Genomic DNA, 26,284 nt, shown 5'->3' on the forward strand with positions numbered 1-26,284 from the left:
CCGAAGGTACAGCCCATGACCTCTCGTCCAGGCTCCGAACGCCCCGGCACCGACCGTGACGGCGACGGCGCCAGCACCGGCAATGCGGCGGTCGACCGCATCGTCGAACGTTTCGGCGGCATCCGCCCGATGGCCCACAAGCTGGACACCCCGGTGACGACGGTGCAGGGCTGGAAGAAGCGCGGCGCGATCCCGCTGGCCCGCCACGCCGACCTGCGCACCGCCGCCGCCAAGCACCGCATCAAGCTGGACGACGCCGACCTGGACGCGGCCACCCCCAGCGAGGACCGGCAGACCGACGCCGCCCCGGCCGTCATCGTCACGCCCGCCCCCGCCACCCCCATCGATGTGACGCCCGCAGACATCACGCCCGCCGACACCGTTCCGGCGGTGGAACCGGTCCCGGCCGCCGCGCCGGCCGACAGCATCCCCGGCGCCGATGTCCCGGCCGGGCCGCAGGCGTCCGACGCGCTGATCCCGCCCGCCGCGCCGCTCGGGACGACCGAACCCGGCAAAGAGGAGGTGAAGGCCGAAGAGGCGAAGGCGGAAGACGCCAAGCCGTCCGACTCCGCGACGCCCTGGTCCTCCACCGGCAGCACGGGCTACGGCAGCACCGCCGACGCCGAGCCGGTGCGCCCGACCATCGCGCCGACGCCCTCATATCTCGACGAGCCGCGCTCCGGCAGCGGCTTCGCCACCGCGCTGTCGATCGTCGCCCTGCTGGTCGGCGCCGCCGCGCTGTCGGCGCCCTGGTGGGGCCCCGCCCTGCCCGGCTGGCCGTCCCCGGCCGCTCCGGCCGCCACCTCCGGCGCCGCCGCCCCGGCCGATCCGGCCCTGCGCGCGCAGATCCAGCAGCTGGTCGACCGCGTCGCCAAGCTGGAGCAGCGCCCGGCCGCCGCACCGGCCGGCAATGGCGGCAACGCCGCCGACCTCACCGCCCTGACCGGGCGGATCGACGCGCTGGAGAAGCGCCCGGCCGCCGATCCCGCCGCCGGCGCTGCCGCCGACGACGCCCGGAAGGCGCTGGCCGACCGCCTCGCCGCGCTGGAACAGAAGCTCACCGCCGTCTCCGGCAACAGCCAGGCGGCGCAGGAGCTGCGCAGCGAGGTCGATTCGCTGAAGCAGCAGGTCTCGACCGTCAGCCAGGGCCTGGAGAAGCGCCAGGACGCCGCCACCGCCGCCCAGGCGCTGGTTCTGGCCGCCGGCCAGCTGCGCGCCTCGCTGTCGGGCGGCCAGCCGTTCCAGCAGGATCTGCAGGCGGTCCGCGCCCTCAACATCGCCGATGCCGGGGTGTCCCAGCCACTCGACGCGGTGGCGCCCTATGCCGCCAAGGGCATTCAGACCCGCGCTCAGCTGACCGACCGCTTCCAGCCGCTGGCAGGCGAGATCGTCCGCGCCGGGATCCGCGGCGAGGGCAACGGCTGGATCGACTCGGCGGTCGGCAAGCTGTCGACCCTGGTCACCGTGCGCCGCGAGGGCGGCGGGGTGGTCGGCACCACCGACGACGCCATCGTCGCCCGTGCCGAGGCCGCTCTCTCCTCCGGCAATCTCGGCAAGGCGGTCGAGGAGCTGTCGGCCCTGCAGGGTCCGGCCGCGCAGGCCGCCGCCGCCTGGCTGGCCGACGCCAAGGCGCGTCTGGCCGCCGATCAGGCGGTGCGCCAGCTGAACGACCGCGCCATCGCCCTGATGACCACCGCCGCCGGCGGGAAAGGGGCCGCCCAATGATCCGCGCCCTCTGGTTCCTTCTGAAGGTCGCGGTGGTCATCGCCGCCGCGATCTGGCTGGCCGACCGTCCCGGCACCGTCAGCGTCCATTGGCTGGGCTATGCCGTCGAGGCGCCCTTCTGGGTCGCGCTGCTGGCCGGGCTGGCGGCGCTGGGCATCGCGGCGCTGGGCTACCGCCTGCTGCGCGGCCTGATCCGCACGCCCCAGCGCATCCGCCGCCACAGCCGGGCCCGCCGCCGCGAGCGCGGCTACCGCGCCCTGACCCAGGGCATGGTGGCGATCGCCGCCGGCGACGCGCCGACCGCGCGCAAGATGGCGCGCAAGGCCGACGGGCTGCTGAACGAGCCGCCGCTGACCATGCTGCTGTCGGCCCAGGCCGCCCAGCTCCAGGGCGACGAGCGCGCCGCCAAGCAGTATTTCCATGCCATGCTGGAGCGGCCGGAGACGGCCTTCCTCGGCATGCGCGGGCTGCTGACCCAGGCGATCAAGTCGGGCGACCGGGTGGAGGCGCTGACCCTCGCCCGCAAGGCGCGCGGGCTCCAGCCCGACACGCCCTGGCTGCTCGGCACGCTCTACGACCTGGAGGCGCGGGCCGGCGACTGGGCTGCCGCCGAAGGCACGCTGCAGCAGGCGATCCAGGCCGGGGCCATCCCGGCCGAGGAGGGCCGCCGCCACCGCGCCGTCCTGCTGCTAGAGCGCAGCTTCGAGGCGGAACGCCGCGGCCGGGCCGACGCCGCCCTGTCGCACGCCCAGGCGGCGCACGACATGATGCCGGGCTTCGTCCCCGCCGCGGTGCGGCTGGCCCGCCTGCAGGTCGCCGCCGACCGGCTGAAGCCGGCCGCCAAGGTGGTGGAGCGGGCATGGCGGCAGTCGCCGCATCCGGAACTGGCCGAGGTCTACCGCGGCATCATCGCCAGCTACGACGCGCTGACCCGGGTCCGGCTGTTCCAGAAGCTGCTGCGGCAGTCCCCCGACTCGGCCGAATCGCATCTGGCGGTCGCCCGCGCCGCGATCGACGCCCAGCTGTGGGGCGAGGCGCGCCAGCACCTGAACCGCGCGATGGAGATCGGCCCGACCCGCCGCGCCTACCGGCTGATGGCCGAGCTGGACCGCGGCGAGCGCCATGACGAGGATGCTGCGAAGGACTGGCTGGCCAAGGCCGCCAACGCGCCGGAAGACCCGGTGTGGACCTGCGGCTCCTGCGGGGCGGTCAGCCACAATTGGGGCGGGCTGTGCGGCCATTGCGGCGCCTTCGACAGCCTGGCCTGGAAGGCACCGACCGTCGCCGTTCCCCTGATGGAGCCGACGGACATTCCCCCGGCGCTCGCCCGTCCGGCGACCGCGTAAGGATAGACGCAGGTTCGACCCCCTCTCCCGCCCCGGGAGAGGGGTTTTTTTATTGCCGCAGCCCCTCCGGCCCGACGCGGTCGAGGGGGAGGTCCTTCAGGGCGCGGAGGCGGTCCAGGGTCCGGGGGGCAGGGGCGGCGGCGGCACTTGCGGCGGCATTCGCGGCTCCGCCGGCCGTCCTGGCCCCGGCGGGCGCGGCCTCCGGCGCAGCAGTCTCCAGCCGGTTGTCCTCGATGCGGAACTCGCCGCCGGTCAGGCTGGTGACGAGCTGGTCCTTCGGCGACGGCCCCGCCACCACGTTGCCGCTGGCGACGTTGCCGTGCATCAGCCCGGCCTTGCCGGCGCTGGGCACCCATTCCAGCCGCAGGAAGCGGTCCTTGGCATCGGGCATCAGGGTGACGTTGTCCGACACCCGGTTGTTGTCGCCGCCATGCAGGAAGATGGCGGCGGCGCCGGTGTTCTCCAGCAGGTTGCCCTGCACCGTCACGCCGCTGGTCATGTCGTCCAGATAGATGCCGAAGCCCTTGTAGCGGACCAGCCATCGCCCCTGCGCGTCGGTGGCCAGCCCGCCGCTGTCGCGGATGTCGTTGAAGCGGACGATGCTGCGGGTGTCGTTGCCGCTGCGGCCCAGCATCTCGATGGCGCCGGCGTCGGCGGTCTGGCGGGCGGTGTCGCGGATGCGGTTGAACTCGACGATGTTGTCGCTGTTCACCGTCTGCGGGTTCCAGTTCTTGATCGAGATGCCGTAGCGCGCGGCGCGGCGGATGTCGTTGTGGGCGATCAGCGTGCCGCTGATGCCGGCCGCCATCACCCCGCCGCCGAAGAAGCGCACCTCGCCGATGTCGCTGATGCGGTTGGCGAGGACGCGGTTGTCGCGGCTGCCCGGCGCCAGCAGGACACCGCTGCGGCCGAGATGCTCCATCCGGTTGCCCGACACCTCGCTGCGGACGGCGCCGTCCAGCGTCACCGCTGTACCGACCAGGGCGAAGCGGTTGCCGGCGATGCGCAGCCCGCTGCCGCCCTTGGCCAGCACGGCGCTGCCGTCCCACGGCACGTCGGCGAAGGTCAGCCCCTGCACCGTCACGTCGCGCGCGCCGTCCAACCGCAGCAGTGTCGCCTGCCGCGCCACCACCAGCTCGGCCCGTCCGCCCTCCGCCCCGGCCGGCGGCTTCACCAGCAGCCGCTTTGCCCTGGCGTCCCAGGCGAATTCGCCCGGCCGCCTCAGGAAGTCGGGATGGCCGAGCAGCCTGACGGTCGAGCCGTCGCGGTAGGGATATTGCCCGTCGCCGTCGAGGGTCAGCAGCCCGCCCGGATCGGCGGAGGCGACGCCCAGGATGTCGTCGGACAGCCGTTCGCGGTCCAGCGCCTGCGCCCGCACCCCCGGCCCGGCCCAGCCGGCCTTCAGCACCCCGGGCGGCAGCAGCATCTGCCGCTTGCTCCCGGGACTCTTGGAATCTGACTGGACGGCTTTCGCCGGGAACCAGCCGCTGCGCGGGTCGCCGGGAGTGACCTCGCCGCTGCGCGCCGCATCGAGCCGCTGCCCGCCGATGGAGACGTCCAATCCCGGATCGCGCGCCAGCGGCGCCGACAGCAGGCCGTTCGCCGGCTGCGCGCCGCCCACCGGCTCGCCGCCCGACAGCACCGGCTCCTCGCCCTCCGCCGCGATCAGGCGCAGGCCGGCCAGCGAGCCGTCGACCACCAGCGGCGCCGTCAGCCGATAGGTTCCGCCATGCAGCCGCACCGTCGCCGGGCCATTGCCCTTCGCCGCGGCCAGCGCGCGGGCCGGGGTGGCGAAGGGACCGTCGCGCCCGTCCGCCGACGGCTGGGCCAAACGCCCCGACCAGCGGTCGTTGCCGGCGGGGGACACATGGAAACTCGCCTCCGCCGCCGCCGCTGCCGCTCCTCCTCCGGCGAACGGAAGCGCCAGCGCGCCGAGCATCGCGATCCGGGGCAGGATCCTGGCCGCTCCACTCCAGGCCGTTCCAGTCGATGGACGGGGCATTGCAGAAGCTCCTCCGTTACGGCGACTCTTCCGCCGAAGGGGGGAGACTGACCCAGCGCCGCCGCACCGGCAAAAGCGCGAAGGGGGTGTGCGGGTGCGAAGGGGCCACGCCCTCTGCACCCCTGCCGGGACGGGGCGGGACGTATAGGCTGGCTTTCCTCCCAGCCCGACCGGCCGGTCGTCCGGCTTCGCCCGCGTCCGGCCCCGGTCGGGCCAAGCCCGTAACCGGGGACGGTGTGCCGATGATCGAAATGGCGCTGATCGCGCAGGTTCTGGTGCTGGTGCTGGTGGCCGTGGTGTTCCTCAGCACCGGCAGCGCGTCGATGTTCCATCCGCTGACGCTGTACCTGATCTTCCACGCCCTGGTCTTCGTCATGCGGCCGATCCTGGTCCACACCCAGCATTTCGACGACGTGTGGCTGTTCATGGGCTTCTGGCCGGACGAGCGGCAGTTCGTCATGACGCTGGTGGTCAGTTCGGTGGCGCTGGTCGCCTTCTCCGCCGCCTGCGCCTGGGCCGGGCTGGCCAGGCCCGACTGGACCCCGAACGGCGAGCCGGCCCCGACCTTCAGCTTCGACCGGGTCGACATCGTGGCCTTCCTGACCACGGCGGCGCTGCTGGCGCCGCTGGCGATCTATTCGGCGATCCAGCGCCAGGGCGGCGCCAGCTTCGACGGCACCGGCGACGTGCAGATGGAGCGCGATCCCCTGACCGGCCAGCCGATCTACACCAACACCACCGGCTACATCGCCGAGGCCCATTCGATGGGCCTGCCGCTGACGCTCGGGCTGATCTGGATCTGCCGCTTCCACCCGCTGTCCTTCCTCCCCTTCGCCGGCTTCGTCGCCTACCGCGCCTATCTCGGCTGGGGGCGCTGGGCGATCATCATGGGCATCCTGGGGCTGGTGCTGCTGCTGCTGTACCGCACCCGCACCCGCTGGTTCCGGCTGTGGCACGTGCTGGCCGCGGTGCCGGTGATGGGGCTGTTCACGCTGCTCGGCAACAACCGCGACGCCTTCCGCGACGTGCTGGCCGGCGACGCGCCGCCGTCGGTCCTGCTGCGCTTCAACGGCGGCAGCGGCGGCGGCCGGGCGATCGACGCGCTGGCCGGCCAGGATCTGGCGAATTTCGACTTCCTCTCCTACATCCTGTGGGTGGTGCCGAAACAGTCGGCGACCTACACCTGGTTCACCCAGTATCTCCAGCTGTTCACCGAGCCGATCCCGCGCCTGCTGTGGCCGGGCAAGCCGGTGGGGGCGCCGGTGAAGTGGGTCGACCTCAACGACTACGGCGTCTTCTACAACCTGACCACCTCGCTGCCGGGCGACGGCTGGATGAGCGCCGGCTGGATCGGCATGATTATCACCATGGTCGCGGTCGGCCTGATCCTGGGGCGGCTGCACCGCTGGTTCTGGGTCAGCGGCTTCCGCAACCGCTATGCCGTGCTGTTCTATTGCGCCTTCCTGCCGCTGTGCCTGCAATGGTTCCGCGACGGCAACATCACCATCGTGAAGTTCGGCTTCTTCTCGCTGCTGCCGATCCTGCTGTGGATCGGGCTGACACGGGTGCTGCGCGCCTGGGGGATCCTGGACGACGACCCGCTGGGACCGGTGGTGGCGCCGCCGAATCTCGCCGGGCGCCATAATCTTGCCGGGCCAAATCTCGCCGGGCCAAATCTCGCCGGAAGGGAGCCGTCATGACGCTGACCGTCAGCGCCGTCATCGCCACCTACAACCGCGGGCCGGAGCTGCGCATCGCCCTGACCCGGCTGATGACCCAGACCGCGCCGCCGATGGAGATCATCGTCATCGACGACGGCTCCAGCGACGGCACCGGCGCGATGATGCGGGCGGAGTTCCCGACCGTCCGCTACATCCGCCAGCCGCACAATGGCGGGCTGATCCTGGCCCGCAACTTCGGCTTCGTGAACACGACCGGCGACTGCATCCTGTCGGTCGACGACGACAGCTGGTTCGAGGAGCCGGACGGGCTGGCCCGCTGCGTCGCCCATCTGGAGCAGAATCCCGACGTCGCCGCCGTGGCCTGCAACATCGAGACGCGCGACGGGCTGGTCTATTTCCCCAAGGGCGCCGCCCCCTTCGACGTGCCGTGGTATGTCGGCTGCGGCCACCTGCTGCGGCGCAGCGCGGTCGAGCGGGTCGGGCTCTACATGCCCGAGCTCTACCGCCAGGGGGAGGAGAAGGACCGCTGCCTGCGTCTGGTCGGCGCCGGCTTCCGCGTCGTGGCGTTGCCCGGAATCATGGTCTACCACGACAAGAGCGAAAAGGGCCGCAAGCCGGGACTGGAGCGTTTCTACAACCACCGCAACGACCTGATCCGCGAGGTTGCGCGCTGCCCGGCCCCGCTGCTGGCATGGCGGCTGGCGCGCAGCTGGGCCGGCAACAGCTGGAAGAACCTGCGCCAGGGGCCACGCCTGACCGACCTGAAGGTGCTGCTGGCCCTGCCCGAGATCCTCCGCATCGGGCTGAAGCACCGCGCCCCGGTCGGCGTCGAGGCCTACCGCCGCTGGCTGCATCTGGCCAAGACCGCGGCCCCTGCCAGCGCGCCGCCGGCGGAAAAGACCCTCGCCCGCCAGCCCCTCAGCCGCCCGGCTGCATCCCGCCCAACTGCAGCAGAACGGCCCAGCCCAGCACGATCAGAGTAACGGTCAGCGTCATCGCCATGCCCGGCGCCCGGGCGAAGGGATGGATCAGGTATCCCGCCCAGAACAGCAGCCGCCCCAGCACGAACAGCCCGGTCGCCACCGCCGCCGCTCCCATCGAGGGCACCGGCAGGGTGGCGACCAGGGCCGCCAGCGCCGGCAGGAAGATGGCGGTCTGCTCCACGCTGTTCGCCAGCACCCGCTGGCTGACGCGCTGGCCGCGCGATTCCGGATCCTCGATCGGGTTGAAGGCCTGGGTGCGCCCGCGCATCGCCATCACGCCGAAGACCATGGCGAACAGCACCAGCGCCGGCCACAGCGCCAGCCGCGCCCACAGGGCCATCCGCGCGCCGGGCGCGTTGATGCCCACCGGCGGCGCCACCAGCGACAGCAGCAGGACGAACAGCAGCGCCGTCACCACGGCCGAGGAGCCGTTCAGCAGCAGGGCTGGCAGGACCAGCGACTTCCGCCGCCGGGCGGACTGCGGGCGGATGGCGGTTTCGGACATGGCGGGCGGGCTCCATCACGAGAGGGCATGAACGGGAGAGGCACGGACGAAGTGCGGGTCATTCCCGATTGACCTGTCCGGCCCATCCGGGAAGGATCGTATCCGTCCTGGCCTTCAATAACGGCCGTGCCCGTGATTTGGATCAAGGCCCCGATGCCGTCTTGCGTATCCCATGCAGGGGTGTCCCGTTGGGGGCCTGTTGCCAGCCTCTCTTTTCGCTACCATGTTCTAATCATCTTGCTTCACCATGTGGGTGAACGCAGGGATCTCGATGGTGGAGGGTCTATGATGGATCTCGTTCTGCTCGGTGGTGCGGTGGCGGCGGCTGCGGCGTTGGCCGGTCTGATCGCCACGATGCCCACCCCGAAACCGATTCCGATCCGCATCCGCGACCGTCGCCGCCAGCGTCGCTGACGGCACCGGCAGGCCGGACGCCCAACCGATCCCTGAATGGGATGGCCGGATCGGCTTGCCCTGACCGTTGGGGTTCGACAGCCGGCAGGGTTTGACGCGAAGAGCGCTCAGCGGTCCAGATCGCGGATCGCGCGGTTCAGCTCGAATTCCTTGGAGGCGACATAGGCCTCCATCCCGACGATCCGCTTCTCCATGTCGCGAAAGCGCTGGGTCAGGCCGGCGAGCGTGCGGTCGGGCTTGGTCGATACCGTCCGCCAGAAGGCTTCCTCCTCGGAATCGCGATAGAGCTGCGCCGGACGGACCGGCAGCACCAGCACCGCGATCACGTAGGCGATCGCCAGCGGCACCGAAAAGAAGAACAGGCCGAACAGCATCGCCAGCCGGACGACGCCCGGCCGCACGCCGAAATAATCGGCGACGCCCGTGCACACCCCACCAAGCACCCCGCGCTGCGGATCGCGGTAGAGCCGGTGCGGATTCGGCGAGTCGTAGGGGGACGCGCGGTCCATGTCTGCCTCGTTCCTTGTCTTTGAGTTTCAGGTTGGTAGAGGGAGTGCTGCGGCAGTCCCCTCTCCCTCGAAGCTCTCGCACAAAGCTCCGCTTTGTGCTGACGCGGCAGGCGGACCGTAGGTCCGCTGAGAGCGGGGGAGGGTTAGGGAGGGGCAATCGCCAGCCGACATCCCACCCCATCACATCTTGTTGCGCCAGTTCGGCGCTTCGGCGTCGAGCACGCGTTCCAGCGTCTGGACGCGGGTCTCCAGCCGGTTGGAGATTTCCCACAGCTCGGCCAGCAGCCGTTCGTCCTGCGCCGTGAGCCCGCGCTGCGACCGCCATTTGGTGATGTAGTGGAAGACGATCCAGACCGGCGCCACCACCACCATGAACAGCACCGCAAGGACGAAACCCAGGATCCCCATGGTCGTCGGGCCTTCTTATTGTCGTGAGTACAAGGAGGCGGGGCGTCGCCGCCCCGCCCCGGTGCCGGAACCGGCGGGTCAGCCGTTGCGGCGGGCGGCGATCCGCGCCTTCAGCGCGGCCAGATCCTCTTCGACCTTGTGCGCCGCCTCAAGCTCGGCGATCTCCTCGGTCAGGCTCTTGGTGCGGCCGACGTCATAGGCCTCGACCCGGCCCTCCATCTCGTCCAGGTTGCGTTCGACCTGTTCGAAGCGCGACAGGGCGTCGTTGATGCGCTCGTCATGCAGGGCGGTGCGGACCTTGACCCGGTTGCTGGCCGTCTGGGTGCGGGCGACCAGCGCCTTTTCGCGGGTCTTGGCGTCGGTCAGCTTGGCCTGGAGCCGGCCGATGTCCTCGTTGGCCTTGGCCAGCGCGGCTTCGACCTGCACCAGCTGTCCGGTCAGCGTGTCGGCCTGCTCGGCCACCTTCGACTTGGCCAGCAGGGCGCCCTTGGCCAGATCCTCGCGGTCGCGGGTCAGCGCCACCTCTGCCTTGCGGTCCCATTCGTCGCGCTCGCGGTGGAGGTCGGCGACCCGGCGTTCGATCTCCTTCTTCTCCGCGATGATCTTGACGGTGGAGGAGCGCACCTCGACCAGCGTGTCCTCCATCTCCTGGATGATCAGGCGGATCAGCTTCTCCGGCTCCTCGGCGCGGTCGAGCAGGGAATTCAGGTTCGACTGCACGATGTCGGTCAGGCGCGAAAAGATGCTCATGGTCTGTATCCTGTGAATCAGCCGAGGATGGCGCCGGCGACGATGCCGGCGAAGAAGAACAGCCAGCTTTCCGCCGGCCGGGTGGCGAGGTAGTTGCGCACGCGCCGCAGCGTCGGGCGGCCCGTCGAAGGACCCTGCGCGCTGTCGGAACGGTGACCGCCATAGCGGCGGCGGAAATCGCTGAAGTCGCTCATCTGTGATCTCCTTGCCTTTGCAGCCTTCATCGCAACCGCCGTGCCAAGTCGCGCAGGCTCCATCCAACCCTTTGCCATGGCTGGGTTTTCGCCATTCGGGAGCCCAACATTGCATCGGATTGCCGTATCGCCAATTCAGCGATATCATCGTCAATCCAGCGAACTTCCGGTGAAAAGCGCGATGACTCCCAACCCGCCCTCGCTGCTCGGCGAATCGCCGGCCTTCCTCTCGGCGCTGGCCCATGTGTCGCGGGTGGCGCCGCTGGAACGGCCGGTGCTGGTGATCGGGGAGCGCGGGACCGGCAAGGAGCTGATCGCCGCCCGCCTGCACTACCTGTCGCAACGGTGGGAGCGCCCCTTCGTCAAGGTGAACTGCGCGGCCCTGCCCGAGTCGCTGCTCGATTCGGAGCTGTTCGGGCATGAGGCCGGGGCCTTCACCGGCGCCACCCGCCGCCAGATCGGCCGGATCGAGCAGGCCGACGGCGGCACCCTGTTCCTGGACGAGATCGCCACCGCCTCCCCCGCCGTCCAGGAGAAGCTGCTGCGCGCCGTCGAATATGGCGAGATCGAGCGGGTCGGCGGCCGCACCGCCACCGTCGACGTCCGGGTCGTCGGCGCCACCAACGCCGATTTGCCGGCGCTGGCCGCGGCCGGGCGGTTCCGCGCCGACCTGCTGGACAGGCTGGCCTTCGACGTGGTGACCCTGCCGCCGCTCCGCGCCCGCCCCGCCGACATCCCGCCGCTGGCCGAGCATTTCGCGCTGGGCATGGTGCGCGAATTGGAACGCCCGCTGTTCCACGGCTTCACCGCCGCGGCGCTCGACCGGCTGCGCGGCCATGACTGGCCCGGCAACGTGCGCGAGCTGCGCAACGCGGTGGAACGTTCGGTCGCCGCCGCCGATCCCGACGAGCCGCTCGACCGCATCGTCCTCGACCCCTTCGACTCACCCTGGCGCCCGACCGCCATGCCGATGGCGCGGGCGCTTGCCGCCCCCGTTCCGGACCGGCCCGCCGCCCCCGTCGATGCCGCCATTCCCGCCCCCGCCGCCCAGGACGGCAGCATCCTCGACCGGGTCCGCGACTTCGAGGCCGCCCTGCTGCGCGAGGCCCTGGAACGTCACCGCTTCAACCAGCGCCAGACCGCCGACGCCCTCGGCCTCGGCTACCACCAGCTTCGCGGCATGCTGAAGAAGCACGGGCTGATTCCGTCACCCCAGGATTTTCAGCCCAAACTTACCCGGAATTCCGCTCCATGATAGGAAAGGGCCACTCCTCTCCAGCCGTTGGAGCGCCCCGAATGCCCCTCTCCGCAATCCCCAGCCTCCCCGCCCCGCCGCCGCGGATGGAACAGTGAACAGCGCGGCCGATTCTGTTTCATACGGTTTCAAATGTTCCATCCGTCCGGCGGGCACCTCCCGGAATCTCCCGAAGGATCCCCCCTCTGCGACCATAGGCCGTCCCCGGCAGGCAGGCAGGCCGTGCTATACCGGGTTCTCAACCGTCGCAAAGCGGTTCGTCACGATACGGGAAGGGGAGCAGCGCGATGGCCACCAGCATGTCCGGCCTTGAGGTCCGTGGTCCGGTCAAGCCGGGTTTCGAGGAGATCCTGACGCCCGAGGCACTGGCCTTCCTGGCCGAGCTGGAGGGGCGGTTCGGGCCCGAGCGGCAGCGGCTGATGGACGTGCGGAGCAAGCGGCAGGCGCTGCTGGACCAGGGGCACAAGCCCGATTTCCTGCCGGAGACCCGCGCCATCCGCGAGGCGGACTGGACCATCGCCCCGCTGCCGGTCGACCTGCTCGACCGCCGGGTCGAGATCACCGGCCCGGTCGACCGCAAGATGGTCATCAACGCGCTGAACAGCGGCGCCAAGGTCTTCATGGCCGACTACGAGGATGCGACCTGCCCGACCTGGACCAATCTGGTCGAGGGGCAGATCAACATCCGCGACGCCGTGCGCCGGACCATCTCCTACGAGGATCCGGCCAGCGGGAAGAAATACCGCCTCAGCGACAAGACCGCGGTCCTGAAGATCCGCCCGCGCGGCTGGCATCTGGAGGAGCGCCATGTGCTGATGGACGGCGAGCCGATGTCGGGCGCGCTGTTCGACTTCGGCCTGCATGTCTTCCACAACGCGCATGAACTGCTCGCCCGCGGCAGCGGCCCCTATGTCTACCTGCCCAAGCTGGAAAGCCATTTCGAGGCGCGGCTGTGGCGCGAGGTCTTCCTGGTGGCTGAGGAATACCTGCACCTGCCCCACGGCTCGATCAAGGCGACGGTGCTGATCGAGACCATCCTGGCCGCCTTCGAGATGGACGAGATCCTCTACGAGCTGCGCGAGCATTCCGCCGGCCTGAACTGCGGGCGCTGGGACTATATCTTCAGCTTCATCAAGAAGTTCCGGAAGGACCCCGCCGCCGTCATGCCCGACCGGGCGGAGGTGACGATGGCGACCCCCTTCCTGTCGGCCTACAGCCAACTGGCGATCAAGACCTGCCACCGCCGGGGTGCGCCGGCCATCGGCGGCATGGCCGCCTTCATCCCGGTCAAGGGCAATCCGGAAGCGAACGAGGTCGCCTTCTCCCGCGTGCGCGCCGACAAGGAACGCGAGGCGTCCAACGGCCATGACGGCACCTGGGTCGCCCATCCCGGGCTGGTGCCGGTGGCCTGCGAGGTGTTCGACACCTACATGCCGACGCCGAACCAGATCGCCCGCAAGCGCACCGACGTGACCGTCACCGCCGCCGACCTGCTGGCGGTGCCCCCCGGTCCCAGGACCGAGGCCGGCCTGCGCAGCAACATCGCGGTCGGCATCGGCTATATCGAGGCATGGCTGCGCGGGCTGGGCTGCGTCCCGCTGTTCAACCTGATGGAGGACGCCGCGACCGCGGAGATCAGCCGCACCCAGGTCTGGCAATGGGTCCACACCGGCACCGTGCTGGACGACGGGCAGGCGGTGACCATGGATCTGGTCGACCGCATCCTCGGCGAGGAGTTGTCCGCCTGGAAGGACCGTGTCGGCGCCGACACCTATGCCCACGGCCGCCATGCCGACGCCGCGGCGCTCTTCCGCGATCTGGTCGCGCGCGACGACTTCACCGACTTCCTGACCCTGCCGGCCTACGACCGCCTGGTGGCCGAGGGGGCGTAAGGAGGCGCCGCTGGCCCCTCTCCCTCGAAGAGGGGGAGGGGTTAGGGAGGGGCACCGAAGCCTTGACCCAACTCGCCCCCTACCCCACCCGGCCCAACAGGACCGTCAACGGCCAGCGGATGCGCCGCTCCGTCTCCGGATCGCCCCACAGCGGCGCGATCTCCTCGGCGAATTCTTCCAGCGGGTTGCGACCCGTCGCCTTGGCGGCCGCCTTCACCCCCGACCAGGTGTTCATGTAGCCGAGCAGCCGCGGCAGCGACCACACCGCCTCCATCGCCAGCGGCGGCACCGGCAGCGCCGGGAAGGGAAAGTCGAGGTCGCGGTAGCCGTTCACCACCTTCCAGCGGTCGGCCGGCCAGTGGGGACCGAGCGTGCCGTTGTGGAAACGCTCGACCGCCGCGTCCAGCGCCGGGTCGTCCAGCCGCTGCAGCGCGTAGCAGACCAGCGCCACCGCCGCCCCCGGCTTGGCCACCCGCCGCACCTCGGCATAGAAGCGGGGCAGGTCGAACCAGTGCGCCGCCTGCGCCGCGACGATCAGGTCGCAGCAGCCATCGGGAAGCCCGCTATCCTCCGCCGGTGCGACGGCGTAGCGGACGCGGTCATGCGCCTCGGCCTGCGCGATCTGGCCGGCGCTGGCGTCGGTGGCATGGACCGCCGCGAAGCGGGCGGCCAGCGCGGTGGAGAACTGGCCGTTGCCGCAGCCGGCATCCCAGGCCAGCCCGGCCGACGGCGCCGCGTCCGCCAGCGCCGCGGCCAGGCCGTCCGGATAGCTGGGCCGGAAGGCGCGGTAATCCCCGGCATGGCCGGAGAAATGGTCCTTGAAGGATGGCATCGGGAACGATTGGCCTTGGAATTCCGTGGCCGATGAGGATAAACCCTGTGGGTTCGTCGCGGAACCCTTCCCGGGCATCCCGCATCTTTCCGCTGTGGCGCAGGCGCGCCGGGCGTGCTAACCAAGCGCGCGATTTTCCGTGCGCCTCGCCAACCACCCGTGTCCGGCATGCAGACCTTCCTGGAATTCGAAAAGCCGATCGCCGAGCTTGAAGGCAAGATCGAGGAGTTGCGGCACCTGACCAACGCCGGCGACATCAACATCGCCGACGAGGTCGCCAAGCTGCAGGCCAAGGTCGACAAGCTCCTGCGGCAGACCTACGCCAAGCTCACGCCAGCGCAGAAGGTTCAGGTGGCGCGCCACCCCAATCGTCCGCACTGCCTGGACTATGTGCACGGCCTGATCGAGGACTTCACGCCGCTGGCCGGCGACCGGCATTACGCCGAGGACCGCGCGGTCATCGGCGGGCTGGGGCGCTTCCGCGGCCGCTCGGTCGTGGTGATCGGCCAGGAAAAGGGCAACGACACCGAAACGCGCGTCCGCCACAATTTCGGCATGGCGAAGCCCGAAGGCTACCGCAAGGCCCAGCGCCTGATGGATCTGGCCGACCGCTTCAAGCTGCCGGTCGTCTCGCTGGTCGACACCGCCGGCGCCTTCCCCGGCGTCCAGGCGGAGGAGCGCGGCCAGGCCGAGGCCATCGCCAAGAGCATCGAGCGCTGCCTGCGGCTGTCCGTGCCGATGGTTGCCTCGGTCATCGGCGAGGGCGGCTCGGGCGGCGCCATCGCCATCGCCACCGCCGACCGCGTCCTGATGCTGGAACACGCCATCTATTCGGTGATCTCGCCGGAAGGCTGCGCGTCGATCCTGTGGCGCAGCTCCGACATGGCGGGCGAGGCGGCCATCGCGCTGCGCCTGATCAGCCAGGACCTGAAGGAACTCGGCGTCATCGACCATGTGGTGAGCGAGCCCATCGGCGGCGCCCACCGCGACCCGGACGAGACGATCAGGAAGCTGGGCGACTGCATCGAGGAGTCGCTGGGAGAACTGGACGGGCTCGACGGCCCGGCGCTGCGCGCCAAGCGCCGCGAGAAGTTCCTGGAGATGGGGCAGAAGGGGCTGGGCTGAGTTATGCCCCCTCCCCATCCCTCTCCCGCGGGACGCGGGGGAGGATTGGGGAGGGGGTAAAAAGCCCCTCACCCCAAGAACCCGTGCAGGAACCAGCGCGGGCTTTCCCCCGGCCGGTACAGCCCGGCGCGGAACAGCCAGAAGCGGCGGCCGTCGCCGTCCTCCACGCGGTAGTAATCGCGGACGGCCAGCCCCAGCGACCCTTCCGGGCGCCACCATTCGCATTCGATCCGCTCCGGCCCGTCGGCGCGGCGCACGCGGTGGCGCACGCCGCGCCACAGGAACTGCAACGGCGGGTCGTCGGGCAGCGGGGCGATGGCCTCGACCGGCTCGGGCGGGGTCAGCAGGCGCAGCGGGCGCGGCCGGCCGGCCGGCCAGGGCTTCGGTGCCGGCAGCGGCTCCCCCGGCGGCAAGGGCGCGACGCAGCGTTCCGGCAGCCAGCTTTCCCGCGGCACCAGCCGCAGCACCGCCCGATCCCCCAGCCGCAGCACAAGGCGATCCACCAGTTCGGCCAGCCCGGCATCCGACCCTTCCCCGTCCATGCCGGTCTGGATCGCGCCGAGCGGCTCCGTCCCGGTCGCGGCCAAGGTCAGCGTCTCCAGCCCCGGGCCGGGTTCGATCCGCTCCAGCAGGGGGGCGAACAGCCGGGCCAGCACCGCCGGATCGCGGGCCGGCCGGCTGGTGCCGAGCGTCAGCCCCTGCGGCTCGTCGTCCACCCTCTGGTCGATGCGGTGGGCGTCCAGCCGCAGCCGCCGCGCCCCCTGCCCGGCCGCCTCCAGCCCGGCGCAGAGCCGCCGCAGCAGATGGCGGAGCGCACCGGCAATCGATTCGGGCGTGGCGATCGGCTCGGCGAAGGACAGGCGCTCGCGGAATGCCGGCACCGGCCGGCGCGGCGAGATCGGCTCGTCCAGCCGGCCGAAGGCCTGATCGTAGCGTTGCAGCAACGTCTCTCCGAACCGCGCGGCCAGCCCGGCGCGCGGCATGGCGTGCAGGTCGCCGATCCGGCGCAGGCCGAGCGCATGCAGCGCCTCCACCGTCTCCGCCGGCAGGCGCAGGGCGGCAAGCGGCAGGCCGTCCAGCCGCTCCCGCCGCCGCTCCTCGGCATCGGCGAAGCGGACGATCCCCCAGGCAGCCGTCGGGGTGGCGGCAATGGCCGCGCGGGCGGCGAAGCCGGCGACCCGCAACCGGCCGGTCAGGTCGGCCGCCAGCGCCCCCTCTCCCCCGAACAGATGGGCGCAACCGGTGATGTCGATCACCACCCCGTCCGGCTCGTCGACCGCGGTGCAGGGGCTGTAGCGCCGTGCCCAGTCGGCGATCCGGCCAAGCAGCGCCGAATCGGCGTCAGGCGTCGCCTCCGCCACCTCCAGCCCGGGTTCGAGCGAGCGGGCATCGGCCAAGCTGTGGCCGGGGCTGATGCCCACCGCCGCCGCCGCCCGGTTGACCGCGACCACCACCCGCCGCTGCCGCTCGGTCCGCAGCAGGGCAAGCGGCCGCGCCCGCTGCTCCGCCGGCATTCCCCGCTCCCTGGCATCGGTGGGAAGCCGCGGCAGCCACAGGGCAAGGATTCGGCGGGCCTCCCCCGCACCCCGGCCGATTCCACGGACAGGGGAAAGAGAGGCGCGCGGAAGCTGGGCGGGAGGTGCCATATCGGACCAAAGGATAGGAACGAACAGCGAACATTCTAGCGTCGGCTTGGCTGCAAGGGGAGCCCCTCCTTTGGGGGCATCTTGCCGAAACGGCTTGCGGTGCCGACATTCGGTCGATGAACCCACATCTCCCGACCCTCGCCCGCCGTCTGGCGCCGCTGGTTGTCCTGCTGGCAACCGGCGCCTGCGCGCCATCGGACCTGCGCGACGACATGCCCGGCCGTGCCCAGGCCTTCCCGCCGGTGTACAACCAAACGGTCATTCCCGGCGGCGGGGAGCGGCGAACCTGGAGCCAAATCCAGGCAGAGCAGTCGCAGGGCGCCCCAGCAAAGGCACGACAGGCCGACGAGCCGCAGATGCGCCGTGACTCGGGAGACGCCGACCAGACGCCACCCAAGCGCCGCCGCGGCAGTTCGTCGCCCCCGCCCGACCCGGCGGCCCAGCTCCAGCCGCCGCGCCCGGTGCCGATGCCCCCTCCGCCCTCGACCCAGAGTGCCACCGATGCCTTCAAGCGCGACCTGATCCGGCCGGAGGTGGACCGCATGCGCACCGACGACGCCATGGGGCGGCTCGATCCGCTGGGCCAGCGCGACCTGATGAAGCGCGAGAACGACCTGCGCCAATGGGGCGACCCGCTGGCGCGATAGCCCCGCCTCCGCTGTGCCATCTCCGCCGCTTGACCCCACGCCTCCTCTGCCGCCATACCGGCTCCCGGACGGACGGACGGAGACGGGAGGCGGTGGGCGCATGACGACGGTGACGGGGGCCTTCGGGAACGGGCTGACCACGCCGGTTTGGGTGATTCAGCATCTGCTGGGCATCCTCGGCATCGGGATGTGGGCCGGCCAGACCGGCGGAACCGCGGTCTGGCAGGTGCCGGCGGCGGCCGTGACCGCCGCGCTGGCGTCGGGCATCGCCGCACAGATGGGATTGCGGCTGCCCTATGCCGGGCCGGGGCTTGCAGCCTCGCTGATCGTGGTCGGATCGCTGGTGGCGCTGGGGGTGCGGGCACCGGCTGCGCTGGCGGTCCTAGTCGGGGCGGTCGCCGCGGTGTTCCACGGCCATGCCCACCAGGGACCGCCGCTCTATTGGGCCGGCTTCGCTGCCGGGCTGATGCTGGTGGCCTGCGGTGGGCTCGGCTTGTCGGTCGCGGTGGCGCAGGCCGAGTCGGACCGGGCGGTGCGCGTGTGTGGCGGTGCGGTAGCAGTCGCCGGCGTTCTCGACCTCGTCGGCGTGATTTGACCGGTTGCGCCTTGAAATGACGGCGTTGCGCGGAAATCTTGAGAGGACGCCTTTCCCACCCCAGACGAACGGGACGACCCGGTGCCCCGCGCAGCCGCCAAAGCCTGCCCTACCCCGCCGGATCCCCCACCGGAACCGACGGCGCATCCCGATGCGCAATCCCTGACCTGTTCCCTGGGGCGCCGCCGCCTGTTGGGCGGGCTGGCGCTGTCGCCCCTGCTGACGCTCGCCGAAGGGCTGCTGCCCACCGGAGACGGTTCGGCCGCGGCACAGGAGCTGCGCTATTTCCGCATCGGCACCGGAACCACCGCCGGCACCTATTTCCCGATCGGCGGGCTGATCGCCAACGCCATCTCCAATCCGCCGGGCTCCCGCCCCTGCGACAAGGGGGGAAGCTGCGGCATCCCCGGCCTGATCGTGGTGGCACAGGCCAGCAACGGCTCGGTCGACAATGTCGAGATGCTGCGCGCCGGCACGGTGGAGGCCGGCTTCGCCCAGGCCGACGTCGCCTATTGGGCCTACAGCGGCACCGGCACCTTCACCGGCAAGCGCCCCTTCGCCGAACTGCGCTCGCTCGGCATGCTCTATGCGGAGGCGATCCAGGTCGTCGTCCGTTCCGACGGCTTCATCGACCGCATGGCCGACCTGAAGGGCCGCAGCATCTCGATAGGCGAGGAAGGATCCGGCACCCTGGTCGAGGCGCGACTGATCCTGGATGCCTACGGCCTGTCGGAAACGACGATCACCCCCCTCTACCTGAAGCCGGGCACGGCGGCCGACCGGCTGGCGAAGGGCGAATTGGACGGCTTCTTCATGGTCGGCGGCTATCCGGTGGCGGCGGTCAGCGACGTGGCGGCACGGGTGCCGATCCGGCTGGTGCCGCTGGACGGCGAACCGGCCGACCGGCTGATGCGCACCCTGCGCTTCTATATCGAGGACGAGATCCCGGCCAACGCCTATCCCGGCAGCGCCCCCACCCCGACCCTGAGCCTGGGGGCGGAACTGCTGACCCGCGCCGACCGCGATCCCGAGTTGATCTATGGCGTCGTCCGGGCCCTGTGGCACGAGAACACCCGCCGCATCCTGGCCGACGGGCACCCGCAGGGCCGGAACTTCGATCCCGCCCGCGCGGTGGCCAACGTCTCGGTCCCGCTGCATCCCGGGGCGGAACGCTATTACCGCGAGGTCGGGTTGCTGGGCAGCGCCGCCAACGAACCGGCCCGGGATCCCGCCGGCGCCCCCAGCGGAGACAAGGCGGTCCGCTGAGCCGGCTTCCCGCCGGGGGACCCGACGAAAGAAGCGCTCCCGGACAGCCCGCCGCCGGAATATCCTGGTTCGTGCCCGGTTGATCCCATGGTCGACCGCACTGGACGGAAGGAGGGGGCATGCCGGCCGGGACAGGGGTACGCATCGCGATCCGTTCCACCCGCGCCGCCGATGCGGCGCGCTGTGCCGAGATCTTCCTGCATGGCCGCCGCCAGGCCTTCTCCTGGCACCCCGCCGACCGCTTCGGATTGAACGATTATTACGACTGCGTGCGCGAGGATACGGTGCTGGTCGCCGAGGTCGCCGGGTTGGTGGTCGGTTTCATCTCGCTCGACCCGCAGGCCCGCGTCATCCACAACCTGTTCATCGACCCCGGCTGGCATAAGCGCGGCATCGGTTCCGCCCTGCTGCGCGAGGCGCTGGGCCTGCTGCACGGCAGCCAGCGCCCGGCAGAGTTGGCCTGCGCCGCCCGCAATGCCGCCGCCCGCGCCTTCTATGAACGCAACGGCTGGATGGCGGTGAACGCACCGTCCAACCAGCAGGACGCCCTTGTCCTGTACCGTTTGTCGCAAGCGGGGTGACCTCTCCCGCGCCCGGGGAGCCGGCAGCGCGGGAGGGGAACTGCTCAGAACGCGTACCGGACGTTGGCCGACACCGTGTAGGCCTTGTCGTCCTTGCGCAGGACCTGGGCCGACCCGAAGAGCCCGACGGTCAGGTTGTCCATCGGGGTGGAGCGCAGGCCCCCACCCAGGATCGCGCCGCTGCGGTCGCCGCCGGACGAATTGCGGACATCCACTTCGTAGACGGCCGAGACATAGGGTGTGACCCGGTCGAACCGGTAGGACGCCTCGCCGCCCGCCCTCACCTGCCCCAGATAGACACTGTCCGGGCTGACGCGGGAGCCTCCGGACAGGTCATAGCTGGCGAAAACCTCGCGGCTGACGCTGACGCCGCTCAAGGCGGCCAGCCCGACATCGCCCACCTGCCACGTCGCGTTCAGGTTGGCCGCGGCGAACAGGCGGGTGCTGGCGAAACGGCCTTCGTCCGCGGTTCCGGCCCGGTACTGCTTCAAAGTGTTCGTCAACCGGGTGGCGCCGGCCTGGACGTCGGCGTTCAGCCAGTCGGTGAACTGGTAGCCGGCATAGCCGACCGCGGTGATGCCGGTCCCCGTCCGCTTGCCGTCGTTCAGGCGCAGCGACAGGGTCGACCGCTCCCAGCCAATGGCGCCGCCGACGACGAAGCCATCCGCAACCGAATAGTCGGCACCGAACAGCAGGTTGCGCGTATAGCCGGAAAAGCCGTCCGCCGAATTCTCGTTGCGCAGCCGGCTGAAGCCGCCGTCCGCCCAGACCGCCGCCGCTTGGCCGGGCGCGTCGCCCGCGGCAAGGCCGACTTGCTGGGACGACCCGCTTTTCGTGTCGCCGCGACGCGCGGTGAATGTGTCGCGGATGCGGGTGGACACCGACGTCACCACCGACCGGACGGTGGCCCGGCCCTGCTCCTGCGCGGTGGTGCTGACCGCTTCTGCCGTGGCCGCCGCCGCGGTGCCGCCGCCGGTCACCACCAGATCGAAGCTGCCGGGCTGGGCGGTCGGAACCAGTTCGACGGCCACGCCGGACCGGTTGGCCTGGGCGACCACGGCCGCCTGGCCGTCGGCGCCCTGGGTCGTGGTCAGGAAATGGTAACGGTCGCCATCGGCAGGCTGCAGATTGTCGGCGAACTGCATCGTGACCGTACCGCCGTTGAAGGTGGCGGCACCGTTGACGGCGTAGATGTCGTATTGACCGGCTGCGGCGCCGTTGACCTTGACCAGCACGGTGCCGGAATTGACGGTCAGCCCGTTGCCGATCGTCATCGTGCCGATCGACGAGCCGGTGGACAGCACGCCGCCGTTCAGGGTCACCCGGCCGGCGACGGTGCCGGTGCCGACCAGCCGGCCGCCCGGATTGACCTGCACCTCCCCGGCGGTGACCTTGCCGCCGTTCAGGACCGACAGGGTCTTCGAGGTACCGGCGGTGCCGGTGGCGCTGCCGAGCAGAACGGTGCCGGCCCGCAATTCGCCGCCGTCCGAAACGGTGACCGTCGCGGCGCCGCCGTTCCGGCCGCCTTGCCCGATGCCGACGCCGAGCAAGCTGCCGGCATCGACGACCGAGCCGCTGCCGGTGACCGTCAGGGTGCCGATGCCGCTGGATTGCGCCCCGACGAACACGCCGTTGCGCGACCCGCTGGCCGCCGAATCGACCACCAGCGACCCGCCGCCCGACACCGTCAGGATGCCGGTGCCGGCATCGCCGACCAAGGCGGCGGCCCCCAGGCCGCCATTGGAGTCGGTGCCGGACAGCCGGACGGAGCCGCCGCCCGAAACCATCAACGTGCCGGTCGCCCCGCTGTTCGCGCCGATGCTGAGGTCGAGAGTGTTGACGGTCGCATTGTCGGCGACGGTGACATCGGCCCGCCCCGATTCGCCGACCGAGAAGACCGCGCTCGATCCCTGGACGTTGACGGTGGTGCCGCGGCCCCGGATCGTCGCGAACCCGGTTCCGGCCTCGCCGGCGGAGATGGTCCGGGACCCGCTGAACACCAGCCCGCCATAGATGCCGTCGCCGTTGTTCACGGTCAGCGTGGCGCCGTCCTCCACCACCAGCCTGCCGGTGCCGTAACGGCCCACGCTCATCCAGGTGGTATCCACGCTGTTGCCGGAGCCGTTCACGGTCATCCGGGAACCGGCTCCACTGACGGTGAGGGTTCCCACCGCACCGGCGTCACGCCCGACCGACACATTGGCGACACCGCTGCCGGCATCCACCGACAGCAGGCCGCCCTGCGAAATCGTGGCGCTTCCGCTGCCGCCACGGCCGATGCTGATCGCCACCGGATTGCTGCTCGTGCCGGTACCGCTCATCAGGAACTGGCTGCCGGAGCCGGTCACCTCCAGAGTGCCGAGAGAATCCGGATTTCGGGCAATCGACAAGCTGACCGGCCCGACACCGCCGGTGAGTGCAACGGTGCCGCCGTTCCGCAGGATCATGGCGCCGTTGCCGCCCCGACCAATGGCAAGGGACGGCTCGTATTCGCCGACCGTGAAGTTCGGCAGGCGCGTCTGGGTGAGGGTCAGGCTGGAGCCGATGCCGTCAACCACCACCGATCCGCGGCTGCCCGCCTCCCGCCCGATGTGCATGTAGGAGCCGAGGGCGGTGGAGCCCTGCGCACTGCCTTCCACCGTCGCCGTGGCGCCGTTGAGGATGTTGAGCTGGCCGACGCTGCCGGAATTGCGGCCGACCTGGATGCCGCCGCCATCCAGTTGGTTGGGCGACGATTGCAGGCCGTTCGCGGTCGTCGCGACGATCCGCGATCCGCTGCCGCTGATCTGCAATGTTCCGGTGTTGTCCAGCCCGACCAGGAACAGCAGCGAATCGATCCGCCCGCCGCCGCTGACCAGCGCGGTACCGGATGCCGAGTTGCCCCCCGTACCCAGGACGATACTGTTGCTGGTGCCCGTGGTGGTCAGGGTGCTGCCGCGGTTGACGGTGAGCGTGCCCTCGCCGCCGATTCCGACACCGACCGACCCCGCGACGGTGGAGTTGGATTCCGTGCCGAACGTCGGCGAGGTCGTGCCGCTGGTCAGGATTTCGGCGCAGACCGAACCGCCCGTCAGCGCCGTGCTGGCGAGAAGGGCCACAAATAGCTTCCGGCTGTATCGCATGAGATGCTCCCCCCAGAGCGTCGTCAGGACAATCGAGAATAAATCCATAGGTAGAGGAGTATTTCCAATCTTCCCATGTCAAGAAAGGACTGCATATGCAGTGCAGACTTTGAGGAGATTGCGAAAGGAAATATCACCGTATCGCCCTCAGGCAATCCCGCCACGCGTCCTATCCCAACGAGACCCGCAGCCACCCACGCTCAGGCTGTTTTCGTTTGCGGCGTTGCGGTAAAGTCCCGCCGCCATGCGAACCCTGTACCATCACCCGATCCACGCCCCGTCGCGCGTCGCGCGCGTGATGCTCGCCGAGAAGGGGCTGCCCTTCGAACCCGTGATCGAAAGGCCATGGGAACGGCGCACCGACTTCCTCATGATGAACCCGTCCGGCGAGGTGCCGGTGCTGGTGGAGGAGGATGGGACGGTCATCGCCGGCGGCCTCGCGGTGGTCGAGTATCTGGAGGAGGCCTATCCCGATACCCCCCTGCTGCCGCGCGAAGTCGCGGCGCGGGCCGAGGTGCGGCGGATCGCCGACTGGTTCCTGCACAAGTTCGAACGCGAGGTGGCCGAGAATCTGGTGGGCGAGAAACTGACCAAGCGGCTGTCCGGCCAGGGCCATCCTTTCGCCCCCGCAATTCGCGCCGGACTGGCGAACATCACCTATCACCTCGACTACATCGCCTTCCTGTCGGAACGCCGGCCATGGCTGGCCGGGCCGGTCTTCTCGCTGGCCGACATCGCCGCCGCGGCGCAGTTGTCCTGCCTGGACTACATCGACAACGTCCCATGGGACCGCAGCCCGGAAACCAAGGACTGGTATGCCAGGATCAAGTCGCGCCCCAGCTTCCGCGCGCTGCTTTCCGACAACATCACCGGCTGTCCGCCGCCAAAGCATTACTCGGATCTGGATTTTTAACGCCGCCTCAAGACTTCGCGCATCAGAGGCATGGACCGGCCTCGCGTATCAGGCTTAACGTGCTCCCAAACCGTACCTGGGAGAGTTTCCTCGATGCGTCTGCGCCGTTCCTCGACCGACCCGACCCTGCCGGTCCGCTCCCTGAGGCCAGCCCTGCTCGCTGGCGGCCTGCTCGCCCTGGTGGCCGGCTGGTCGCCGGCCCAGGCCGCCCCGGCGGTCGACGACGCCGGCGCCAGGTCGCTTGCCGCCTCCCTGAAGAAGGATCTGCCCCGCTGGTTCCCGCCGCCGACCGAGGATGGCGAGGGCATCGGCTTCGAGTGGCAGGGCGAACCGACCGTCAAGCCGGCCGGCGACCATTACGACGTCGCCCTGCCCCGCCTGTCGGCCGAGGATGCCGAAGGCACCCTGTTCGACATCGGCACCGTCCTGTTGTCGGTGACGCCGAAGGACGACGGCCAGTATGGCGTATCGATCACGCTTCCCGGCGCGATCAAGGTGCAGAACCTCGACGACAACGACGAGTATGTCGATGCCGCCACCATCTCCATCGGCAAGCAATCCTTCACCAGCACCTGGTCGGGCACGCTGGAGACGCTGCTGGCGGTCGATGCCGCCTACAGCGACATCGCCGTCGCCGCTGCCGACGGCAAGGGCAAGGTTTCCATCGCCTCGATGACCATGGTGCAGGACCTGAAACCCGAAGCCGGGAGTGGCGGCGCCACGCTGTGGAGCGGCCCGGCCGCCTTCGCGTTGGGCGGCCTGTCGGTGCTGGACGACAAGAACAAGGAACTGGCGAGAATCGGCGGCGTCACCGCCGAGGCCGCCTATACCCGTGTCGACCTGACCAAGGTCAGCGCGCTGCAGAAGCTGTCGGAACAGGCGGCGGCCAAGGGCGTGGCACCGACCAGCGGCGAGCTGTTGCCGAAGCTTCAGGGCATGTTCGGCGGCATCACCGGCGCGCTGCGGCTGTCGAACCTGTCCGTCGTCAACCCGGAGGACGGCACCACGGTCACGCTCGGCCAGTTCGCCTTCCGCAGCGGCCTGGCCGATCTGGACCAGGCGTTGTCCACCGTCAGCCTGGGCTTCGAGGCGCGCGACTTCGCCATGAGCCCGTCGCCGGCCCCCGCCGCCTTCACTCCGCGCACGATGGAGATGAAGCTGTCGATGGCGAAGCTGCCGAACGCCGCCCTGTGGAAGGCCTTCGGCGAACTGGCCAAGGCCGCCGAGGCCGAGGAGGCTCCGCCGAAGAAGGGCGGCAAGCCCGCCAAGGCGCCGGCCGGCCCCGCGCTGGCCGACTTGGCCATGCAGCAGGCGATGGCCGCGATGGGCGAAGCGGGGACCGAGTTGCGCATCGACGCACTGAACCTCGACACCCCCGCGACCGCCGGCACCGCCACCGGTGCGCTCAGGGTCGCCACCCCGGCGGCCTTCGGCGTCACCGGCGGCGCCACCGTCCTGCTGCGCGGCATCGACGCCGCGGTGAAGGCGATGCAGCCGGCTCCGGGCGCCAAGCCCGACAAGGAGACGCAGGATCTGCTGGGCGGGCTGGCGATGATCCAGGCCTTGGGCCAGGCCGGCAAGGACGACAGCGGCGCCGACATCCGCAGCTACAAGATCGAGGTGACGGAGACGGGCCAGCTCCTGCTGAACGGCGCCGACATGAGCCCGCTGCTGGCCGGCGGCGGCGAACCGGCCCCGGCCGAACAGCCCAAGAAGAAGAAGTAGGGGCCGACCTGCGCTCCATGGTTCTGCCGGATTTCCGCGCCCGCCCATGTATGGACGGAGTTCGGAAATCCGGCCGGATCGCGGCATCCCGCCGCACACCTCCCGCGGTTGCAGGGTACAAGCCTCTTGAACGGCGGAGACGCTTTCACATATCTCCGCCGTCTTGA

At 70.5% G+C, this 26,284-nt stretch carries 23 protein-coding genes; 14 read left to right on the top strand and 9 right to left on the bottom strand.

Translation table 11 applies throughout. The features are described 5' to 3' along the window. Nucleotides 1-15: 15 nt before the first annotated feature. Together ABMY26_RS26690 and ABMY26_RS26695 are read left to right on the top strand one after the other, a co-directional pair. A complete protein-coding gene (locus ABMY26_RS26690; protein WP_372397587.1) occupies nucleotides 16-1,725 on the top strand; it encodes a mitofilin family membrane protein in 1,710 nt (569 codons plus the stop codon). Then, the gene (locus ABMY26_RS26695) at nucleotides 1,722-3,071 is read left to right on the top strand and encodes a heme biosynthesis protein HemY (RefSeq protein WP_372397588.1); all 1,350 of its coding nucleotides are present in this window, start codon (nucleotides 1,722-1,724) and stop codon (nucleotides 3,069-3,071) included. The genes ABMY26_RS26690 and ABMY26_RS26695 overlap by 4 nt, the downstream gene beginning before the upstream one ends. Nucleotides 3,072-3,120: 49 nt before the next feature. Here the strand turns inward: ABMY26_RS26695 and ABMY26_RS26700 are convergent, their stop codons facing one another. Further along, entirely contained in the window at nucleotides 3,121-5,073 is a 1,953-nt protein-coding gene (locus ABMY26_RS26700) for a right-handed parallel beta-helix repeat-containing protein (RefSeq protein ID WP_372397589.1), read from the bottom strand. A gap of 242 nt (nucleotides 5,074-5,315) precedes the next feature. Here ABMY26_RS26700 and ABMY26_RS26705 point away from each other — a divergent pair, with 242 nt between their 5' ends. Together ABMY26_RS26705 and ABMY26_RS26710 are read left to right on the top strand one after the other, a co-directional pair. Continuing rightward, the gene (locus tag ABMY26_RS26705) at nucleotides 5,316-6,773 is read left to right on the top strand and encodes a hypothetical protein (protein WP_372397590.1); all 1,458 of its coding nucleotides are present in this window, start codon (nucleotides 5,316-5,318) and stop codon (nucleotides 6,771-6,773) included. After that, nucleotides 6,770-7,738, top strand: coding sequence for a glycosyltransferase family 2 protein (locus tag ABMY26_RS26710; protein ID WP_372397591.1), 969 nt, complete (start codon nucleotides 6,770-6,772; stop codon nucleotides 7,736-7,738). The genes ABMY26_RS26705 and ABMY26_RS26710 overlap by 4 nt, the downstream gene beginning before the upstream one ends. On the opposite strand, the gene ABMY26_RS26715 is transcribed toward ABMY26_RS26710, so the two are convergent. Continuing rightward, entirely contained in the window at nucleotides 7,674-8,243 is a 570-nt protein-coding gene (locus ABMY26_RS26715; protein ID WP_372397592.1) for an MAPEG family protein, read from the bottom strand. The genes ABMY26_RS26710 and ABMY26_RS26715 overlap by 65 nt on opposite strands. A 285-nt stretch (nucleotides 8,244-8,528) precedes the next feature. Here ABMY26_RS26715 and ABMY26_RS26720 point away from each other — a divergent pair, with 285 nt between their 5' ends. Beyond that, on the top strand, nucleotides 8,529-8,657 hold the full coding sequence (locus tag ABMY26_RS26720; RefSeq protein WP_372397593.1) for a hypothetical protein: 129 nt from the start codon (nucleotides 8,529-8,531) through the stop codon (nucleotides 8,655-8,657). Between the two features lie 107 nt (nucleotides 8,658-8,764). On the opposite strand, the gene pspC is transcribed toward ABMY26_RS26720, so the two are convergent. The 4 genes from pspC to ABMY26_RS26740 form a co-directional block, all read right to left on the bottom strand. Then, the gene (pspC, locus tag ABMY26_RS26725) at nucleotides 8,765-9,166 is read right to left on the bottom strand and encodes an envelope stress response membrane protein PspC (protein ID WP_372397594.1); all 402 of its coding nucleotides are present in this window, start codon (nucleotides 9,164-9,166) and stop codon (nucleotides 8,765-8,767) included. A gap of 180 nt (nucleotides 9,167-9,346) precedes the next feature. Then, entirely contained in the window at nucleotides 9,347-9,574 is a 228-nt protein-coding gene (gene pspB / locus ABMY26_RS26730) for an envelope stress response membrane protein PspB (RefSeq protein WP_372397595.1), read from the bottom strand. 78 nt (nucleotides 9,575-9,652) lie between these two features. Then, nucleotides 9,653-10,324 carry a phage shock protein PspA gene (gene pspA, locus ABMY26_RS26735; RefSeq protein WP_372397596.1) on the bottom strand — a complete coding sequence of 224 codons (672 nt, stop codon included), beginning with the start codon at nucleotides 10,322-10,324 and terminating at the stop codon, nucleotides 9,653-9,655. A 17-nt stretch (nucleotides 10,325-10,341) separates the two neighbouring features. Further along, complete coding sequence (locus ABMY26_RS26740) at nucleotides 10,342-10,518, bottom strand: hypothetical protein (RefSeq protein ID WP_167543366.1); 177 nt, start codon at nucleotides 10,516-10,518, stop codon at nucleotides 10,342-10,344. A gap of 181 nt (nucleotides 10,519-10,699) precedes the next feature. Between ABMY26_RS26740 and pspF the strand changes: the two genes are divergently transcribed. Next, nucleotides 10,700-11,773 (top strand): phage shock protein operon transcriptional activator, encoded by a 1,074-nt coding sequence (gene pspF / locus ABMY26_RS26745; protein WP_372397597.1) that lies wholly within the window; start codon nucleotides 10,700-10,702, stop codon nucleotides 11,771-11,773. Between the two features lie 287 nt (nucleotides 11,774-12,060). Further along, entirely contained in the window at nucleotides 12,061-13,665 is a 1,605-nt protein-coding gene (gene aceB, locus ABMY26_RS26750; protein ID WP_372397598.1) for a malate synthase A, read from the top strand. Nucleotides 13,666-13,744: 79 nt separating this feature from the next. On the opposite strand, the gene ABMY26_RS26755 is transcribed toward aceB, so the two are convergent. Next, the gene (locus ABMY26_RS26755) at nucleotides 13,745-14,497 is read right to left on the bottom strand and encodes a class I SAM-dependent methyltransferase (RefSeq protein WP_372397599.1); all 753 of its coding nucleotides are present in this window, start codon (nucleotides 14,495-14,497) and stop codon (nucleotides 13,745-13,747) included. A gap of 168 nt (nucleotides 14,498-14,665) precedes the next feature. Between ABMY26_RS26755 and ABMY26_RS26760 the strand changes: the two genes are divergently transcribed. After that, on the top strand, nucleotides 14,666-15,622 hold the full coding sequence (locus ABMY26_RS26760; RefSeq protein ID WP_372397600.1) for an acetyl-CoA carboxylase carboxyltransferase subunit alpha: 957 nt from the start codon (nucleotides 14,666-14,668) through the stop codon (nucleotides 15,620-15,622). A gap of 68 nt (nucleotides 15,623-15,690) precedes the next feature. Here ABMY26_RS26760 and ABMY26_RS26765 read toward each other — a convergent pair whose 3' ends face one another. Then, entirely contained in the window at nucleotides 15,691-17,136 is a 1,446-nt protein-coding gene (locus ABMY26_RS26765) for a DNA polymerase Y family protein (RefSeq protein WP_372397601.1), read from the bottom strand. Nucleotides 17,137-17,384: 248 nt separating this feature from the next. Between ABMY26_RS26765 and ABMY26_RS26770 the strand changes: the two genes are divergently transcribed. From ABMY26_RS26770 to ABMY26_RS26785, 4 genes are all read left to right on the top strand, one after another. Beyond that, complete coding sequence (locus tag ABMY26_RS26770) at nucleotides 17,385-17,915, top strand: hypothetical protein (RefSeq protein ID WP_372397602.1); 531 nt, start codon at nucleotides 17,385-17,387, stop codon at nucleotides 17,913-17,915. 100 nt (nucleotides 17,916-18,015) lie between these two features. After that, nucleotides 18,016-18,510 carry a HupE/UreJ family protein gene (locus ABMY26_RS26775; protein WP_372397603.1) on the top strand — a complete coding sequence of 165 codons (495 nt, stop codon included), beginning with the start codon at nucleotides 18,016-18,018 and terminating at the stop codon, nucleotides 18,508-18,510. An 81-nt stretch (nucleotides 18,511-18,591) separates the two neighbouring features. Beyond that, entirely contained in the window at nucleotides 18,592-19,776 is a 1,185-nt protein-coding gene (locus tag ABMY26_RS26780; RefSeq protein WP_372397604.1) for a TAXI family TRAP transporter solute-binding subunit, read from the top strand. A 119-nt stretch (nucleotides 19,777-19,895) separates the two neighbouring features. Then, complete coding sequence (locus tag ABMY26_RS26785) at nucleotides 19,896-20,357, top strand: GNAT family N-acetyltransferase (protein WP_372397605.1); 462 nt, start codon at nucleotides 19,896-19,898, stop codon at nucleotides 20,355-20,357. Between the two features lie 44 nt (nucleotides 20,358-20,401). Here ABMY26_RS26785 and ABMY26_RS26790 read toward each other — a convergent pair whose 3' ends face one another. Continuing rightward, nucleotides 20,402-23,455, bottom strand: coding sequence for a beta strand repeat-containing protein (locus tag ABMY26_RS26790; protein ID WP_372397606.1), 3,054 nt, complete (start codon nucleotides 23,453-23,455; stop codon nucleotides 20,402-20,404). Nucleotides 23,456-23,723: 268 nt separating this feature from the next. Here ABMY26_RS26790 and ABMY26_RS26795 point away from each other — a divergent pair, with 268 nt between their 5' ends. Together ABMY26_RS26795 and ABMY26_RS26800 are read left to right on the top strand one after the other, a co-directional pair. Further along, nucleotides 23,724-24,392 carry a glutathione S-transferase family protein gene (locus ABMY26_RS26795; RefSeq protein ID WP_372397607.1) on the top strand — a complete coding sequence of 223 codons (669 nt, stop codon included), beginning with the start codon at nucleotides 23,724-23,726 and terminating at the stop codon, nucleotides 24,390-24,392. 93 nt (nucleotides 24,393-24,485) lie between these two features. Beyond that, entirely contained in the window at nucleotides 24,486-26,117 is a 1,632-nt protein-coding gene (locus ABMY26_RS26800; RefSeq protein WP_372397608.1) for a hypothetical protein, read from the top strand. Nucleotides 26,118-26,284 lie beyond the last annotated feature (167 nt).

The sequence above is a fragment of the Azospirillum sp. HJ39 genome, assembly GCF_041507355.1.
Classification (GTDB): domain Bacteria; phylum Pseudomonadota; class Alphaproteobacteria; order Azospirillales; family Azospirillaceae; genus Azospirillum; species Azospirillum thiophilum.